We start from the raw sequence: 17,293 nt of genomic DNA on the forward strand, positions 1-17,293 counted from the left end.
ATAGATAAAAAATGGATTCATATTCTGGAGGGAAGAGTGTCATGCGTATAATGGTTATCGGTGGCGGGGGAAGGGAACATGCCCTGGTCTGGAGTCTCTCCCGAAGCCCGCAGGTGGATGCAATCCATTGTGTTCCCGGCAACGCCGGCATTGCCGCGCTGGCCGAATGCCATGCCATGGATCCGGAAGACTTGCCCGCTCTGGCCGGGCTGGCCCACAACCGGGGGATCGACCTGACCGTGGTGGGTCCGGAAGCACCTCTGGTTGCAGGGATCGTGGATCATTTCATGGACAGGGGTTTGACTGTCATGGGGCCGGAAAGGAAAGCTTCACTCCTGGAGGGCAGCAAATCCTGGGCCAAGGAATTCATGGCCGAATGTGGTATCCCCACGGCCGATTTTGAGGTTTTTGAAAGTTTCGACAGGGCAAGGAAATTTGCGAGGGAAAGTCGCTCCAGGGTGGTTGTAAAAGCTGACGGCCTGGCTGCCGGCAAAGGAGTTTTTGTGACCGATGGTCCCGATGAGGCGGAATCGGCACTTCGGCAGATCATGCTCGATAGAATCTTTGGGGATGCCGGAAATAAAGTTATCATCGAGGAAAGGCTTGAAGGGGAGGAGGCAACGTTGCTCGCCCTGACCGATGGGAAATCATTCCTGACCATGCCTTCCTCCCAGGATCACAAAGCGGTTGGTGAAGGTGACACGGGGCCCAATACCGGCGGCATGGGTGCCTATGCTCCGGCTCCGGTGATGACCGGGGAGATGGTCAGCTCTGTCGAGGAAAACGTTTTCCAACCTCTTCTGGAGGGGATGCGCAAGAGGGGTCTGCTTTACCGGGGTGTGATCTATGCCGGGCTGATGGTTACCGCGGAGGGCCCTCGCATACTGGAATTCAACGTTCGTTTCGGGGACCCGGAGGCACAGGCTATCCTGCCCCTCCTTGATGATGACCTGGCCTCGGTTCTGTTCACGGCCGCCGGGGGGAATCTCGTTGCGGATTGGAAATGGAGAAACGAAGTTGCCGTCTGTGTGGTGATGGCCTCCGGCGGCTATCCCGGAGCATATCAGCAGGGGAAAATAATCAGCGGCCTGGAAGAATCGGTTTCCGATCCTCATGCGGTAGTATTCCACGCGGGCACCGTTGCAAAGGCGGGAAAAATATTGACGGCGGGGGGAAGAGTCCTCGGCATCACTTCCTGGAGCCGGGACCTGCAAAGTGCGGTTGACAGAGCTTACTCCATCGTGGAGAAGATCAAATTTGAAGGAGCCTACTACCGGCGAGACATAGCCCACCGCGCTTTGAAATGATAATACTGCAAAACGGCATACAATTGATGTTGTTGAGCGGGGAGAAAATAACAAACCGGGAAACTTTCTGGCGCAAACTCATCTTGTTTTGGCCCGATGCCTGCTCCGGAAAACAATTCTGCCGGCGGCGTCTGCTCCCCTGTTTGTGTCAAGGTTCGCTCATTGATTCCGATTTTCGTACTCACCCGGTGACCAGTCCCCTGGCACCGGAGTTTTCTCTTCCCCTTTACAAATCCTTTCTTCCTGTCATCGCTATGAAAGTAGATTAACCCCATTGATTTTCATAATCATTGTTGAAAAACTTTGTTCTTCCATTCTGGCACCGGGAGAATTATTTTTCGGTGCGGGAAGTGCGTGAAATTACGGGTTCCTTGATCTTCCCCTTCGGAATCTGCCCCCTTTACACCTTTCATGACGAACACATTTCCCCTGTCGTTCCGGGCACGGCGCGGAATCTTGAGCGGAACGAACAATTATTTTCCGGGGCGCGGCGGGGGCAGACGCCTCCCTCTCCTTCCCTCCAGCAGCAAGGCAAGGCCAATCGGAAGATGGAATACCCGGCCGGGGAGGGCATTCTGTTTTGCTCGAGATTGGCTGACAAATAGTGATATTTGGAGCGCGGCCATTCATATCAATTAGTTGACGGGCATGGAATCAGCTTGCCGGGATCGGCTTTCGAAGATGAAGGTTTTATTCGCCCAATGTTTGGCGCTGGACGGGGGAGAGTGTCAATGATCAGAAAGTGGATGGCAGGGGAGTCAACGACAGTTGCTTGCAAAGGTTACAGGATTCTTTCGGGGGGCTCTGCCTCACCCGATTCCAGGGGCTGGTACCGGCTGGAAAAGTCAGCAGGTTTCTATCGCGGGGCGGTCGATAGGTTTACAGGAACCCCGCATGATATCCGGGGCGAGTTGAGGCTGCAGTACGGTGATCGGCACTGCAGGATGATGGTAACGTACGTCGGCCCCCTCTTTTATGGGCTGATGCAGGGTAGCGGACGGATGGTCTGGCCCTGTGGCACCATCTACAAGGGAAGTTTCAGAGATGGCTGCAGGCACGGAAGCGGCCTGCTGATATTGCCGGATGGGCAGGAAGTGTGGTTGGATTACGACCGAGGATCTGAAATTTACGCCTTTTCGGACAGGACCCCGGTTTGAACCTCGAAAACAAATACCTCTTCCAATCTAAAGAAGGCAAAGCCGATAAAAAAGGCAGGAATTGTTGCCTCTTTTCACGAATTCCTACAATTGTTTGAATTATTCCGAAACAGGGTGATAAATTTGTCAAAAGTTGTTATTACCGGTTGGTCGCGCACTCCTTTCGGGCGTTTCCTGGGTTCATTGTCCTCGGTGCCGGCCACCGAACTTGGAGCATTGGTCATCAAAGGAGCACTGGAAAAAGCAGGGGTAGCGCCGGAAATGGTCGATTACGTGCTGCTGGGCATGGTCGTTCAAGCTGGCACGGGGCAGATACCCTCGAGGCAATCCACGATAAAGGCGGGGCTTTCCCCGGAAGTCCCTTCCGATACGATCAACAAGGTCTGTGCATCAAGTTTGAGGGCTGTAAACCTTGCAGCGATGATGATTCATTCGGGGGAAGCGGAGATTATTGTCGCCGGTGGCATGGAAAATATGAGCGCTGCGCCCTATCTTGTGGAGAAGGGGCGCGAAGGATACCGCATGGGAAATGGTCTGCTGGTTGATGCGATGATCAAAGACGGTCTCTGGTGCCCGGTTTACGATGTCCACATGGGGGTCCATGGAGGAAGGGTACCCGCGGAACATGGGGTGACGAGGGAGGAGGCCGATCTGTGGTCTTTGCGGAGTCATCAACTTGCCATCCGGGCCATGGAGAAGGGTTACTTCGAGGATGAGATCATTCCGGTCGAGGTTGTGCAGAAGAAAGGTGTAAAAATATTTGATAAAGACGAGCTGCCCCGGGTGGACACAAGCTATGAAAAATTGGCCCGCCTCCACCCGGTTTTCGAGAAAGAAGGGTTTATCACGGCCGGAAATGCACCCCCGATCAGCGATGGTGCCTCTGCTGTAGTGGTGATGTCTGAAGAAAAAGCCAACGAGCTGGGTGTCGAAATTCTGGCCGAATTGATCTCTTCCGGGGTTGCCTCCGCCGATCCCACACAGATCTCCACGGTCCCTTTCCACGCTGCCCGCAAGGCATTGAAAAAAGCGGGACTGGGAAAGGAAGACCTTGATCTGATAGAAGTGAACGAAGCTTTTGCTGCTGTCGCTCGTACCTGTATCCGTCTTGGGGATTGGGACGAGGAGAAGGTGAACATTAACGGTGGGGCCGTGGCTATCGGGCATCCTATCGGTGCCAGCGGAACACGTATTTTGATGACATTGCTGGCTTCGTTGCGGCGTCGGGGAGGGGGATATGGCCTGGCCACCATCTGCAGCGGTGCGGCACAGGGGGAAGCCACGATAGTGAGGGTGCCGGGATAGAGGAGTAGAAGCAAAGGAGAGGTACGGCAGTGGATTTCAGTTTTACCGGAGCGGAAGCCGGAAGGCGTGCGGAGTTCAAGAAGTTTGCCCGGGAAAAGATTGCACCCCTGTCAAAGAGGACCGACAGCGAATGTCGATTTCCCCGGGAAAACATAGAGCACATGGCGAAAAGGGGATATATGGGTCTGCCCATACCCAGGGAATGGGGCGGGGAAGGGGCCGATTTTTTGAGCTATATATTTCTGATCGAAGAGATTTCAGCGACCTGTGCTTCAACCGGTGTTATCCTGGCGGTTCACACCTCCGTGGGCACCTTTCCCATCTTGATGTTCGGCACACCCGGGCAGAAGGAACGTTACCTCCCTCTTCTGGCTCGGGGCAAATGGTTGGCTGCTTTCGCCCTGACGGAGGCGGGGGCGGGATCGGATCCCTCCGCTATTGCCACCACGGCGGAACGCCGGGGCGGGTATTATTATCTCAACGGCAGCAAGTTGTTCATAACCAGCGGGGGTGAGGCGGATGTTTACACCGTGTTTGCCACCGTCGACAGGGAACAGGGGCGCAAGGGCATAACCGCTTTCCTGGTGGAGAAGGATACCCCTGGCATGATCATCGGCAAGAAGGAAAAAAAGATGGGCATGAATGGGTCGGTGACCGTCGAGTTGCTCATGGAGGATGCGAAGGTACCGCTCGAAAGCCGGCTGGGGGACGAGGGCGAGGGTTTCAAGATAGCGCTTTCGTTGCTTGACGGGGGGCGTATCGGAATAGCGGCGCAGGGGCTGGGAATCGCTTCAGCTGCCATCGATTGTGCCCTGGAATACACGCGGGAGCGAAGACAGTTTGGCAGGGCCCTGACTGATTTTCAGGGGGTGGCTTTTGTACTGGCGGACCTTCATACCCGCCTGGAAGCGGCGAGGCTTCTGGTTTACAGGGCGGCATGGTTGAAGGGGCAAGGTTATCCATGTACCAAGGAAGCTTCGATGGCCAAGGTATATGCAACCGACCTGGCCATGGATGCCTCCTCCAGGGCCATATCCCTCATGGGAGCACGGGGGGCAACTACAGAATATCCGGTGGAACGGTATTTCCGTGATGCCAAGGTCACCCAGATATATGAAGGGACAAACCAGATACAGAGGATGGTGATTGCGCGGGAATTGAATAAACAGACATAGCCAATTGGTTTGATCCGGCGAGATGCGGCGGGGTGCACCTTCGTGCAACCTGTGCCTGCGGTTGAAAAAGATAAGATCAATGTAAAAGCAAGGAGGAAAAAGCAATGGATTTCAAACTATCCGAAGAACACGAAATGATGAGGAAGATGATCAGGGAATTTGCCGAAAATGAAGTGGAACCGGGTGCTGCGGAACGGGATGAAAAGGAGGAGTTTTCCCGCGAATTGTTTGACAAGATGGGGGAGATAGGGATCACCGGAATACCCTGGCCTGAAGAATATGGCGGAGAGGGTGCCGATTACCTCAGCTATGTGATTGCCGTGGAGGAGCTTTCCCGGGTGGAGGCTGCGGCAGGAACGACCCTGTCTGCCCATGTTTCCCTCTGCAGCTGGCCGATCTTCAAGTTTGGCAATGAGGAACAGAAACAGAAATATCTGAAGCCGCTGGCCCTGGGTGAGAAGCTGGGGGCCTTTGCTTTGACCGAACAACTGGCCGGTACGGATGCGGGCGCTCAGAAGACCACGGCGGTTCTGGACGGCGATGAATATGTTTTGAACGGTACCAAGATTTTCATCAGCAATGCCGGGAGTGCAGAAATATACGTGGTCTTTGCCATGACCTCGCCGGAAAAGAAATCGAGAGGAATAAGCGCTTTCATCGTGGAGAAGGATACCCCGGGCTTCACTTTTGGCAAGAAGGAAAACAAAATGGGCTTGCGCGCCTCACCGACTCTTGAAACAATCTTCGATAATTGCCGCATTCCCAGGGAGAATCTACTCGGGCAGGAAGGTGAAGGTTTCAAAATTGCCATGGCTGTTCTCGATGGTGGGCGAAACGGTATTGCCGCGCAGGCGGTGGGAATTGCCCAGGGGGCGCTGGATGCAGCTCTTGATTATGCCCGGCAAAGAGAACAGTTCGGGCAACCCATCGCAAACTTTCAAGGCATAGGGTTCATGCTTGCCGACTGCGCCACCAAGATCGAGGCTTCCCGCTTGCTGACCTACAAGGCCGCTTTTCTGGAAAGCGCCGGTATGCCTTATGGAAAAGCTTCCTCCATGGCCAAGCTCTTTGCTTCCGAAACGGCGATGGAGGTTACCACCAAGGCGGTTCAGATCTTTGGCGGTTATGGTTATACGCGTGATTACCCGGTGGAACGTTTCATGCGCGATGCCAAGATCACGGAAATATATGAAGGCACTTCCGAGGTACAGAGGATGGTCATATCCAGGTATCTCATCAAAGGTTGATGGCAGGCAAACCGGGTTGAAATCTGGTAAAATGGGAGGGGGATGCTGATGGGTGGCGACAAAAACAGCCCGGCGGGGTTGATCATGGTCAACACCGGTGACGGCAAGGGGAAAACTACTGCGGCAATCGGACAGGCCATGAGAGCACTTGGCCACGGTTACCGTGTTTTCATGATACACTTCATGAAGGGACGCGAGTATGGAGAATTCAATGCCCTGCAAAAAATGGCCGGATTGAAAATAGTCAAAGCAGGTCGCGATAACTTTGTGGACAGTAACAATCCCGACACTGTTGATGTAAAGATGGCCCGGGAAGGGTTGGCCATGGCCCGTGAAGCATTGCTTGGCCATGAATACGACCTGGTTGTTCTGGATGAGATAAATGTTGCTATGGATTACAACCTCATCTCCACGGGCGAGGTGCTGGAGATGCTGAAACAAAAAACGGCGAATGTGGATGTGATATTGACAGGAAGGAATGCACCACCGGAAATCATTGCCATCGCTGATATTGTCAGTGAAATCAAGGAAGTCAAGCACCCTTACGCCGATGGAACAAGGATGAGGAAAGGAATAGAATTCTGATCATGCTCTGCCGTCTGGATAGTAAAATTTTTACCCGGTTGATAACTCGGGTAAGGACGGCGGGCGAGGTTGCGCGGGGAATTACTCCGCGGCTTGAAAGATTCTGGGATGGGTTCCGTGGAAGGGTATCGGGGAATATTATCATTCAAAGCGGGCAGAGTATTTTCAACCAAGGGGGTAATCAGTGTTGTCAAAAGACGAAGAAATCAGCAGTCGTATGCAAAAACTTGTGTCCCGGATAGAAGAGCATGCTCATCGTTATTATGTTCTTGACAATCCAGTGATTACCGATGGGGAATATGATCTTCTGATGCGCGAACTCGGCGATCTTGAGAAAAATTATCCGCATCTAAAAACGCCGGATTCACCCACCGAGCGTATCGGTGGCCAGCCGCTGCCCTATTTTTCCACGGTAGAACATACCGTTCCCATGCTAAGCCTTGACAATGCTTTCGGGTTTTCCGAATTGTATGATTTCAACCGGCGGGCCATGCAGGGGGAGGACTCTTCCGGCATCGGCTATGCAACGGAACTCAAGATCGATGGGTTGGCGGTATCTCTGCGCTATGAAGAAGGTCGGCTGGTTCGTGGTGCCACGCGCGGCAACGGTTTCCAGGGAGAAGACATTACCGCCAATATCAAGACCGTGCGGCAAGTTCCGCTCCGTCTTCCGCAACCGGTAAGCATTGAGGTGAGGGGGGAGGTATTCATCGATCGGAATGATTTTAATCGTTTGAATCATGAACGATCGGAACAGGATCTGCCCCTTTTTGCCAACCCGCGCAACGCGGCTGCCGGTTCGCTGCGGCAGCTGGATCCGCGTATTGCGGCTCGGAGGCCCCTGAAGATATTCGTTTACGGGGCTGTCGGGTATGACATTGCATTGCCCACACATCTGGAATTGCTGCAATTCCTGGAAGACCTAAGATTTCCGGTCAATCCATACCGATTATACTGCGAGGAGATAGAAGAGGTGATTGCCTACTGCAGTCGCTGGCAGGAGCTGAAAAACATCCTGCCCTATGATATCGATGGGATCGTGGTCAAAGTTAATTCCATCGCATCCCAGGACATACTTGGTAACACCTCAAGAAGCCCGCGCTGGGCTATTGCCTACAAGTTCCCGGCAGAGGAGATATCCACCCGAATCATCGATATCGTGGTCAACGTCGGCCGAACCGGGGCCATCACTCCCGTGGCCATTCTTGAGCCAGTTTTGCTTGCCGGTTCAACGGTACAGAGAGCCAGCCTTCACAATGAAGATTATCTGCGCAGCAAGGAAATACTGATCGGGGACACGGTTATTGTGCGCAAGGCCGGGGACATCATTCCCGAGGTGGTGAGGGTTTTGAAAGAAAAACGTTCCGGGGATGAAGTCAAATTCGATATGCCATCAAGATGCCCCTCCTGCGGAACACCCTTGAAAAGATTGCCGGAGGAGGCGGCCTGGCGCTGCCTGAACCCATCCTGTCCGGCCCAGGTTCTGGAGCGTATCGTCCATTTTGCTTCAAGATCGGCAATGGACATCGAGGGACTGGGCCCCGCCGTGGCTTACAATCTTCTGCAGTCCAAATTGGTCAAGGATGTCGGTGATCTTTATTATTTGAAGGAGAAGAAATCGGAACTTCTGGATCTGGAACGTATGGCGGAGAAGTCGAGCATGAACCTGCTGGAAGCGATCGAGAAGAGCAAGGGGAACCCCATGCATCGCCTCCTCCATGGTCTTGGAATCCGTTTTGTCGGTGAGAGGGTGGCCCGGATCCTCTCCGAGAATTTTCGGGATATGGATCTCCTGGCGGCTGCATCCATTGACAGGGTGGCTTCGATTGATGAAGTTGGCCCCAAGATAGCGATGGCGGTGAATGCATATTTTGCCCAGGAAGAAACCCGTGACCTCCTGGAGAGGATGAAAACGGCAGGTGTCAATTTCAAGGAACCCTCGCTCCCATTGGCGGCATCAGAGCTTGAGGGAAAGATCTTTGTGTTTACCGGAACCTTGCCCTCCCTTTCCCGGGAAGAAGCAAAGCGCCTGGTTGAAGAAAAGGGAGGGCGGGTGACCAATACCCTGAGTAAAAAAACCAACTTTCTGGTAGCGGGTGATAAACCGGGATCCAAACTGGAGCGGGCGGGAAGTTATGGCATCAGAATTATCGGTGAGGAAGAATTATTGGAAATGTTAAATTGAAGTGAAAGGAAAGATGGTATGAAAACTGCTTCCGGGAAACGTCATTATTTTTCTGAAAAGTGGGAGATGGAGCGCATCTGCAGATGGGGTTGCCTGGCCCTGGTAGTTGCTCTGGGCATCATCCTTTATCTTTACTGGGATCCGTTGCGATCCAATGATCTTGTAAAAGCTTTTCATGTTAGAACTGCTGTTCCGGCAGTGGAATATTTCTTCCGCTTCATCACTTTCTGGGGCGACGAGCAAGGGCTCGTCATCGCCATCGCTCTGTTTTTCTGGTGTATCGACAAGGCATTGGGATTCGGAACGATGGTGGCATTGTTGGTTTCCGGGATCTATTCTTTTCTGCTCAAAGGATATTTCATGGAACCGAGGCCGATGATCGAAGGGGTGACCCCTCCGGCCAATTCTTCCTACCCCAGCGGGCACACGCTTTCCATAACCGTTGTCTGGGCTTATCTGGCCGCCAACATCAGGAACAAAAAGTTCTGGTTTTTGTCGGTTATCATGATCGTTATGGTGGGCCTGTCACGGATATTTCTCGGCGTACATTTTCCCGGCGATATAGTCGGTGGGCTTATCTTCGGAATCATCTTTGTTGCGGTTTTTCTATGGGGGGGCCGTCTTCTGGCAGAACGGCAATTCAAGATATCTCCCGGAGTGAATTTTCTTGTTCAACTCGTCATATTCATCATTATATTTTTTGTATCAACCATGCTGATACCCGGGACCGATCCTCCCAAGGTGATGGGCTTTTTTGCCGGAATTTGCCTCGGGCATCTTCTGGAAAGGGAATCGATAAAATTTGATGTCAGGGGCAAGTTTTATCAGCACCTGCTGAAGATGATTGTCGGCCTTGTTGTGCTGCTCTCCATACAGGCGGGCCTGAAAGTATTGATACCGACTACCGGAACCGTTCCCTCCCTCTGTTTTGCCCGTTATTTTCTGGCTGGTTTCTGGGTAACATTTTTGGCGCCCCTGGTGTTCGTGGTCACCGGATTGGCCGCGGGGGCAAAGGATCAGGTGTAGGAATGTGGCCTGTTTCGCATTTATGTTGATATCGATCAATATAATATATTGTTTCTCCGGATGCACTACGTAAATTCTGCAATGTTTGCACACACGAACAATACATTTTCCCTGCAATGATTCCGGCAACCCTGTAATTACAAGTTTATTGCCGTTCCGGGAGTTTTGTATCGCTGGAAGCTACCCCGGGGCAAGTATTACCGGGTTTTTTTCAACAAAAAATCACCTGAGCGGTGAAAATATTGAAATGGAGGATAATTGTATGGGTATTATTTCGGCGGAGGAGTATATCGAAAGGATAAAGAAGTTGAAACCCAATATCTATATGGGAGGGGAGGTGGTTGGCCGTGACCATCCGGCACTGAAACCGGGTCTTGATCTTATCGTCGACACCTATGAACGGGTTGGCGATAAAGATTTGCAGGGCTTGATAACGGCAACTTCCCATCTTACCGGCGAGGAAATTCACCGGTTGAACCATATCCACCAGAGTTCCGATGACCTGCTCAAGAAACAGGAATGTACGCGTTTGCTCTGTCAGAAAGCAGGGGGATGTGTACAACGTTGCATGGGCATCGATGCATTGAATGCTCTCACGGTGGTATCCAAGGATGCCGATGATAATTACGGAACTGAATATTATCCGCGCTTGCTGGAATTCATCAAATATTTTCAGAAAAACGATCTGGTCGGCTGCTGTGCACAATCCGATGTCAAGGGGGATCGTTCCAGGCGGCCGTTCGAGCAGAGTGATCCAGACCTTTACCTGCGGGTAATAGAGAGAAACAATAAAGGAATCATCGTCAGAGGTTGCAAGGCACACAATTCCAACGCCCCTTACAGTGACGAGATCATCGTGGTGCCGACCCGGTTGATGACCGAGGAAGATGTTGACTGGTCGGTGGCTTTTTCCATTCCTGCTGACACCAAGGGGATAAAACAGGTCGTCCGCGTGGCTGCACCTCGCGAGAGAAAATATCTCAAGACACCCCATCGTTTCGGGCTGGCCGATTCATACACCATATTTGACGATGTCCTGGTGCCCTGGGAGAGGGTATTCCTTTGCGGGGAAACTTTCTTTGCCAGTTTTGCAGCAATGCTTTTCGCCACTTTCCACCGACACAGCTATACCGGCTGCAAACCGGCAATAACGGACATCATCCTGGGGGCAACAGCTCTGGTAGCCGAGTACAATGGCGTTGCCGAAGCTTCCCATGTAAAAGATAAACTTTCCGAGCTGATCGCCACGGGTGAACTGGTTTACAGCGCGGGTATCGCTGCTTCCGTTAAATCCACGGTGGCTGCTTCCGGCACACATATACCCAATATCATCTATACGAATGTGGGACGTTATCATGCCGGGGTCAGCCTCTATCATGAAATAGAGACGCTGGCGGACGTGGCTGGCGGTCTGCCGGCAACCTTGCCCATGGAGGACGAATTTTTTGTACCGGAGTTGAAAGAGTTGATGGACAAATACATCATGCGCAAAGACGGCGTCCCGGCCGAGGACCAGCATCGGCTCTTCCGGGGCATCTCGGACATGATCTGCTCGTCGTACGGCGGGGTGGCGCTGGTAGGGGGGTTGCATGGTGGCGGTTCCCCGATCATGGAAAAAATAGCCATCCGCAACCAGTATGATATCGATTATCGTAAAAACCTGGTGAAGTACCTCTGCGGTATCAAGAAATAAGATCTGCATGCAGGCTGTGGAACAGGGTAAATCAACGGCGGGAGCTGAATGTTCCCGCCGTTGAAATAATTTCTTTCAATATTTTTCCGGTGGAAAGGAGAGGCCGTTGGAAGCATTTTACTACAGGGTCGAGGGTAGAGCGAGACCATGAATGGGGGTTTGCGCCGGCAGCATTTGTTTGCAAACTAATCGGGCAGATGGTTTACAGATGCGTGGCCGGCGTTATCCCCGTTTATTTCTGTCTATCAAGTTTTGAATTTTTCTTTTTATTTTCTCCTGCTGATTCACTTTTTCCGTTTCAAGCATGGTGACGGAGACGACATTGCCCTCTTCAATGCAGGCCAACAGTATGTCCCCCTCGGTTATCCCCGGGGGGAGTTGTTCAAGCGGGATATCATACCTGACAGTCTCATCCCGGCGCAGGAGCAAGACGGCCAAATCTTCTTCGATCCGATCTACCGTGTATTCATGACAGGACATTTTTACAAAACCACTCCCATATATATTTCAATATTTCTATTATTGCCGGGAATGCATGCGGAGTACCCGTTTCAACGGTGTAGGTTTGACCATCCGATCTGATAACGATATCACCGTGGAGATCGGTACGGAAAATATCCATGTTTCTTTTCTGTAAAGTATCCAGTGTTTCCTGGTGCGGGTGGCCGTAGGGATTTCCCGCGCCGCACATGATAACAGCCACCGAAGGGTTGGCTACTTGCAAGAACTGATCGGAAGAAGAGGATCTGCTTCCATGGTGGCCCACTTTCAATATCTGTATTCCGGAAAAATCGCTGCATTCAAGAATTTCCGATTCCGCTTCTTTCTCGGCATCACCGGTAAATAAAAAACCAACCTGGCCGTGAACCATTTCTATTACGATGGAGGCGTTGTTCGCTTTTGCGTAACTTTCTATTTTTTTGCCTTTCCCGGGGTGGAGTATCCTTATCGAAACTGATGGGTCGAGGTCAATCACATCTCCTGACCGGGCGAGAGTGAAGGGTATATCCTTTTGCTCTATTCTGGTCAGGTAGTCTTCATATGTCTTTGATGTATGTGGATAACCCGAATCGATTACCAGGCCTACGGTAATTTTATCAAGAATGCCTATCAAGCCCCCGATATGGTCAGCATGGGGGTGGGTTGATATAACGATGTCGATTTTGTCAATCAATTGTTTGCCCAGATAGGAAAGCACTGTTTGGCTTTCCTTTCTGTCTCCGGCATCAATCAATATGGTCTTCCTGTTAGGTGCAATTACCAGGATGCTGTCTCCCTGTCCCACATCAATAAAATGGGCTTCAAGAAGGGCGTTGTCTGTATCGGTTTTGTTATCCCCGTTCAGATTGCCATATACAGGGTTGGCAACTGCCACGGTGCAATGCAGTAACATGCACAGGCAGATAAGTGCTGCCAGCAGAAATCTTTTCTGGCCCAATTTTGACATTGCCGGGGCCTCCTGTTCGGGGTTTCTCGTTGGCGGAAACTCGATCATTCCTTTTCTTCGTCCGGGGGATGATTGATGAAATACTCGCGTTCAAGAAGTTCATGATAGTCTTCCGGTACTGGCACAGCATGTTTGTGTGCGGGATTGTCACCCGCCGACAGAATAAAAACCAGCTCATAATTGCCTTCCGGGCTCTTGCGCGGCCACCATCGTTCAAGCATGCCCCCCTCGCGGTCAATGTAGACTTGCACGGCATCATCGCACCAGGTAAAAAAACGCTTCTGAATATCATCGATATATTCGTACATTTACATGCCCTCCAGATCCAAAATCAAATCTTCGGATGGTATGCCTGATGCAGAATGGGTTACCGGGGATTGCATGGCGGGTTTACTGGAAACGCATGACCGGATCATCTGTTATTGCAGGCTGGATAATGCTGCTCTATACATCGTGAGCAGTCGCCTGGCAGCTCCATGAAAAAATGGTGGGGACGAGAGGATTTGAACCTCCGACCTCCTGAATGTGAGTCAGGCGCTCTCCCCCTGAGCCACGTCCCCACGTATATCTATATTTGATTATAGCATCCATGGGAAAAAGGTCAACGAAAAATCCCGCCCTTCTGTTTCCCCGGGTATGTTGATATACACAGATAGGAAGTTCTGTTATAGTAAAAGTGACAGGATCATCACTTGCTCCGGTTTGAATCATCAAGGAGGTACGTACCCTTGAAAAAACAACACCTTTTTGGCCCTGTTCCTTCGCGGCGACTGGGCCTGTCGCTGGGTATCGACCTGGTCCCGTTCAAAACCTGTTCTCTGAATTGTGTTTACTGTGAATGTGGCCGCACCACGGATCTGACCATGACCCGGAAGGAATATGTTCCCGTGGCAGCGGTTCTTGCCGAGCTGGATCATTACCTGAAGAGTGATCCCGAACTTGACTACATCACTTTCGCCGGTTCCGGGGAACCCATGCTGCACGAGCATATCGACCGGGTGGTCGATCACATCAAGGAACGCTATCCGCAATATCCCCTCTGCCTTCTCACCAACGGTACGCTTTTTTCTTCCGCCCGGGCACGCGACCAGATCAATCAGATTGACCTGATCGTTCCTTCCCTTGATGCCGCATCGGAAGAGGTATTCCGGAAACTGAACCGGCCCCATCCCGATCTTGACTGCAAGGATGTTATTTCCGGACTGGTTTCCCTGCGGCACGAATACAGGGGAGAAATATGCATGGAGGTATTCATCGTTCCCGGACTGAATGACACTGACGAGGAACTGGCGGCGATCAAAAAAGCCCTGGAAAAAATCAACCCGGACCGGATTCAGCTGGGAACGCTGGATCGACCGGGAACGGAGGCATGGGTGAAGGAGGCCGCGCCGAACAGGATGTTGGAAATTGCCGAGCAACTGGGCTGTGAAGCTGAGTTGATCGAAGAGGAACCATCTCTAGCGAAAACCCCTGCCTTTGATACCGGTTATGCTGATACGATCCTGCAAACTTTACAGCGCAGGCCCTGTACCGTCGAGGATCTTTCCCGCATCATCGGTGCCCGACCCGCGGAGGTGCAGAAATATCTGCGCCAACTTTTATCTGCAGGATTGGTCGAGATGGAACGACAGAAAAGGGGCGTATTCATCAGAATCAAAGGTCATTGACACGCTTGCCGGAACGTGACCAGGGCATGTTTGGGAGTGGTGGACAAATCATTCCTTGACACCCGGACAGGCCTGTGATATATTTATTTTCGGATTGTTTGGCATATTGCCAGAAAATTGAATAGTCTTATTTCCGAGCATTGGAACCTAAGGGAACATGGGTCCTATGGATTCAATGCCGTCAGCTCGGGGAGCTGGCCGGGGTATAATTTGGAAACGAATATGCCTTACCCTATGTACAAGGAAATTCAATCATGCACAAGTCGGTTTTCTTGTATATAAAGAAAATCGGCTTTTTGTTTATATTCTTTTTTTTTATCTCCATTCTGTAGCCGGCGACAAACAGGGATAAAAAAACGGGACGTTGCAATGATGCTTGAAAAATCCAAAGAAGCTTAAATGGGAGGATGATCATGAAAAACAATTGCCATGGAAGAAACTTTCTGTATCTGTTGTTGCTGATCCTCATGTTGATGCCGTTTGCAGCTGTCGGTTGCGGGGATCAAGATCTGCAGGGGGACGATGAAGGCCAGGATGTTGCCGGCACTGTAGAACTGACCGATATGCTTGGACGAAAGGTGGTGGTTCCTGAAAACGTGGAAAGGATTGCTGCCCTGAGGCATCTGGGGACAATGGTATTTGCTTTGGGCGAGCAGGATAAATTGGTACATCAAGGGTTGTTTGATGCTGCCGGCCGTGCCATGGCTGATCTTGATCCGGAATTTGCCGCTCTGCCCTTTTTCAAAAATGCATCCGTGGAAGAACTGATGAAATTGAAAGTGGATTTGTTCTTCAATTATGTCGATACCGATCCCAGGGAAATAGAACAGCTGGCCGAGGTTGGCATCCCTTTCATTGCTTTGAAAAGTGAAACCATGGAAGAGAGCTACGAGGCAGTCCGTATCATGGGAAAAGCTTTGAAAGTTGAAGACAGAGCGGAAGAGTACATAGCGGCCTGCCAGGAAATTGTCAACCTGGTGGAAACCAGAACGGACAAAATACCCCGCGGGGAGAGGCCCAGGGTATTCTTTGCGGGTCCCAAAAGTATATATACCGCTGCCACCGGTGAGATGCTGCAGGATACGATGATCAAAATGGCCGGGGGAATCAATGTGGCGGAAGACGTTGTGGGCCGATGGGCGCAGATTTCTCCGGAACAGCTGGTCGAATGGAATCCCGATATCATTTTTCTGGGATCGAGCCTCGATCAGTATGCGGCCGAAGATGTTTTCGGAAATACGGCAATTCAATCAGTGAATGCCATCAAGAACAACAGGGTATATCCTTTCCCATCCAATATCGGATGGTGGGATTTCCCCGCACCCCACTGTGTTCTGGGAATTGAATGGATGGCTACCAAATTGCACCCGGAACTCTACCGGGACATAGACATGACCGAAGTTGCTGATGAGTTTTACCTTAATTACATGGGCCGGACCTTTACCGAACTTGGAGGCAAGCTTTGATCATTTCTTTGGAGGAATAAGATGAAGAGGTCCGTTCCTTTGATAATTATCATTGTATTTGTTGTTTCCATCATCGTCGCTTTGAATTCCGGGCGCTATCCTGTTTCCATTGTAGATGCCGCCAGGCATTTTCTCTCCGGGGCCGGGTTGACGGGCAACCGGGAACCTCTGGCCCCGGAAATGTGGGATGTGTTATACAGTATACGCCTGCCCCGCATAGTGCTTGCCCTGGCCGTGGGGGCGGCACTTTCCGTATCCGGAGCAGTATTTCAAGCTCTTTTTCGCAATCCCCTGGCCTCTCCCGATCTGCTGGGGGCCACTGCGGGTGCAAGTTTCGGTGCGGTTCTGGCTCTGCTCATTTTTCCTCCATTGAGCGTCTGGATACGTTTTTCGTCTTTTATATTTGGTATCGTGGCTGTTGCAGGTACCTATATACTGGCCTCGAGGAGCAGGGACAGGTCTGCTGCAGTTCTTATACTGGCCGGAATTGTAATCTCGGCCATATTTCAAGCGGGGGTCTCCATCATAAAGTATCTTGCTGAACCCTACAATGAATTGCAGAAGATCGTTTTCTGGCTCATGGGCAGCCTTCAGGCCACCACATGGTCTTCTATCAGGGGGGTTCTGGGGATTACCGTTATCTGTACAGCCCTGGTGACCATTTTCAGCTGGCAATTGAATCTGATGTCCCAGGAAGATGAACAAGCTTTGTCGCTGGGGGTGGACATTTTCAAATGGCGTATTTTCTATATCGTTATCACGGCGTTGATGATTTCTGTCAGCGTTTCCACCTGCGGTACCATCGGCTGGATTGGCCTTATCGTTCCTCATATAGCTCGCTACATCGTGGGTGCCGAGCACAAAAAATTGATCGTCACCGCGGCTTTTCTGGGAGCAGCGTTGATGCTCCTCATGGACACTGCTGCACGTTCCTTGCTGAGTTCCGAGATTCCAATTTCCATTGTTACATCCTTGATTGGAGCACCATTTCTGGGTTATCTGATTTTAAGTCAAAGAAAGGGGATGGCGTGAA

Annotated in this window: 15 protein-coding genes, 1 tRNA gene, 1 pseudogene and 1 riboswitch; of the genes and pseudogenes, 13 read left to right on the forward strand and 4 right to left on the reverse strand. The window is 51.4% G+C overall.

The genetic code is table 11. From position 1 onward, the window contains the following. Window positions 1-41: 41 nt before the first annotated feature. The 10 genes and pseudogenes from purD to GX364_00655 all read left to right on the forward strand — a co-directional run bounded on the left by purD (window position 42) and on the right by GX364_00655 (window position 11,680). A complete protein-coding gene (gene purD / locus GX364_00610) occupies window positions 42-1,307 on the forward strand; it encodes a phosphoribosylamine--glycine ligase (protein ID NLI69354.1) in 1,266 nt (421 codons plus the stop codon). A gap of 341 nt (window positions 1,308-1,648) precedes the next feature. Further along, complete coding sequence (locus tag GX364_00615) at window positions 1,649-1,912, forward strand: hypothetical protein (GenBank protein ID NLI69355.1); 264 nt, start codon at window positions 1,649-1,651, stop codon at window positions 1,910-1,912. 126 nt (window positions 1,913-2,038) lie between these two features. Further along, window positions 2,039-2,464, forward strand: a complete 426-nt coding sequence (locus tag GX364_00620) for a hypothetical protein (protein ID NLI69356.1) — start codon at window positions 2,039-2,041, stop codon at window positions 2,462-2,464. 123 nt (window positions 2,465-2,587) lie between these two features. Further along, complete coding sequence (locus GX364_00625) at window positions 2,588-3,769, forward strand: acetyl-CoA C-acetyltransferase (GenBank protein ID NLI69357.1); 1,182 nt, start codon at window positions 2,588-2,590, stop codon at window positions 3,767-3,769. 77 nt (window positions 3,770-3,846) lie between these two features. Then, window positions 3,847-4,944, forward strand: a pseudogene (locus GX364_00630) (acyl-CoA dehydrogenase). 104 nt (window positions 4,945-5,048) lie between these two features. Further along, window positions 5,049-6,191 (forward strand): acyl-CoA dehydrogenase, encoded by a 1,143-nt coding sequence (locus GX364_00635; GenBank protein NLI69358.1) that lies wholly within the window; start codon window positions 5,049-5,051, stop codon window positions 6,189-6,191. 42 nt (window positions 6,192-6,233) lie between these two features. After that, complete coding sequence (locus tag GX364_00640; protein NLI69359.1) at window positions 6,234-6,776, forward strand: cob(I)yrinic acid a,c-diamide adenosyltransferase; 543 nt, start codon at window positions 6,234-6,236, stop codon at window positions 6,774-6,776. A 217-nt stretch (window positions 6,777-6,993) separates the two neighbouring features. Continuing rightward, window positions 6,994-8,961, forward strand: coding sequence for an NAD-dependent DNA ligase LigA (gene ligA / locus GX364_00645; protein NLI69360.1), 1,968 nt, complete (start codon window positions 6,994-6,996; stop codon window positions 8,959-8,961). 18 nt (window positions 8,962-8,979) lie between these two features. Continuing rightward, window positions 8,980-9,987, forward strand: a complete 1,008-nt coding sequence (locus tag GX364_00650; protein NLI69361.1) for a phosphatase PAP2 family protein — start codon at window positions 8,980-8,982, stop codon at window positions 9,985-9,987. Between the two features lie 268 nt (window positions 9,988-10,255). Next, window positions 10,256-11,680, forward strand: coding sequence for an aromatic ring hydroxylase (locus GX364_00655; GenBank protein ID NLI69362.1), 1,425 nt, complete (start codon window positions 10,256-10,258; stop codon window positions 11,678-11,680). Window positions 11,681-11,902: 222 nt separating this feature from the next. Here GX364_00655 and GX364_00660 read toward each other — a convergent pair whose 3' ends face one another. From GX364_00660 to GX364_00675, 4 genes are all read right to left on the reverse strand, one after another. Further along, on the reverse strand, window positions 11,903-12,160 hold the full coding sequence (locus GX364_00660; protein ID NLI69363.1) for a DUF3006 domain-containing protein: 258 nt from the start codon (window positions 12,158-12,160) through the stop codon (window positions 11,903-11,905). Continuing rightward, entirely contained in the window at window positions 12,147-13,073 is a 927-nt protein-coding gene (locus tag GX364_00665; GenBank protein NLI69364.1) for an MBL fold metallo-hydrolase, read from the reverse strand. Before GX364_00665 ends, GX364_00660 begins: the two co-directional genes overlap by 14 nt. 98 nt (window positions 13,074-13,171) lie before the next feature. Further along, complete coding sequence (locus GX364_00670) at window positions 13,172-13,435, reverse strand: hypothetical protein (GenBank protein NLI69365.1); 264 nt, start codon at window positions 13,433-13,435, stop codon at window positions 13,172-13,174. Between the two features lie 177 nt (window positions 13,436-13,612). After that, a tRNA-Val gene (locus tag GX364_00675) sits at window positions 13,613-13,687 on the reverse strand. A gap of 168 nt (window positions 13,688-13,855) precedes the next feature. Between GX364_00675 and GX364_00680 the strand changes: the two genes are divergently transcribed. The 3 genes from GX364_00680 to GX364_00690 all read left to right on the forward strand — a co-directional run bounded on the left by GX364_00680 (window position 13,856) and on the right by GX364_00690 (window position 17,292). Further along, window positions 13,856-14,794, forward strand: coding sequence for a radical SAM protein (locus tag GX364_00680; protein NLI69366.1), 939 nt, complete (start codon window positions 13,856-13,858; stop codon window positions 14,792-14,794). 119 nt (window positions 14,795-14,913) lie between these two features. Next, window positions 14,914-15,056: riboswitch (molybdenum cofactor riboswitch) on the forward strand. A gap of 151 nt (window positions 15,057-15,207) precedes the next feature. After that, a complete protein-coding gene (locus tag GX364_00685; protein ID NLI69367.1) occupies window positions 15,208-16,260 on the forward strand; it encodes an ABC transporter substrate-binding protein in 1,053 nt (350 codons plus the stop codon). A gap of 21 nt (window positions 16,261-16,281) precedes the next feature. After that, window positions 16,282-17,292, forward strand: coding sequence for an iron ABC transporter permease (locus GX364_00690; protein NLI69368.1), 1,011 nt, complete (start codon window positions 16,282-16,284; stop codon window positions 17,290-17,292). The last annotated feature ends 1 nt before the right edge of the window (window position 17,293 follow it).

The sequence above is a fragment of the Bacillota bacterium genome, from assembly GCA_012518215.1.
Lineage (GTDB): Bacteria > Bacillota > Dethiobacteria > DTU022 > PWGO01 > JAAYSV01.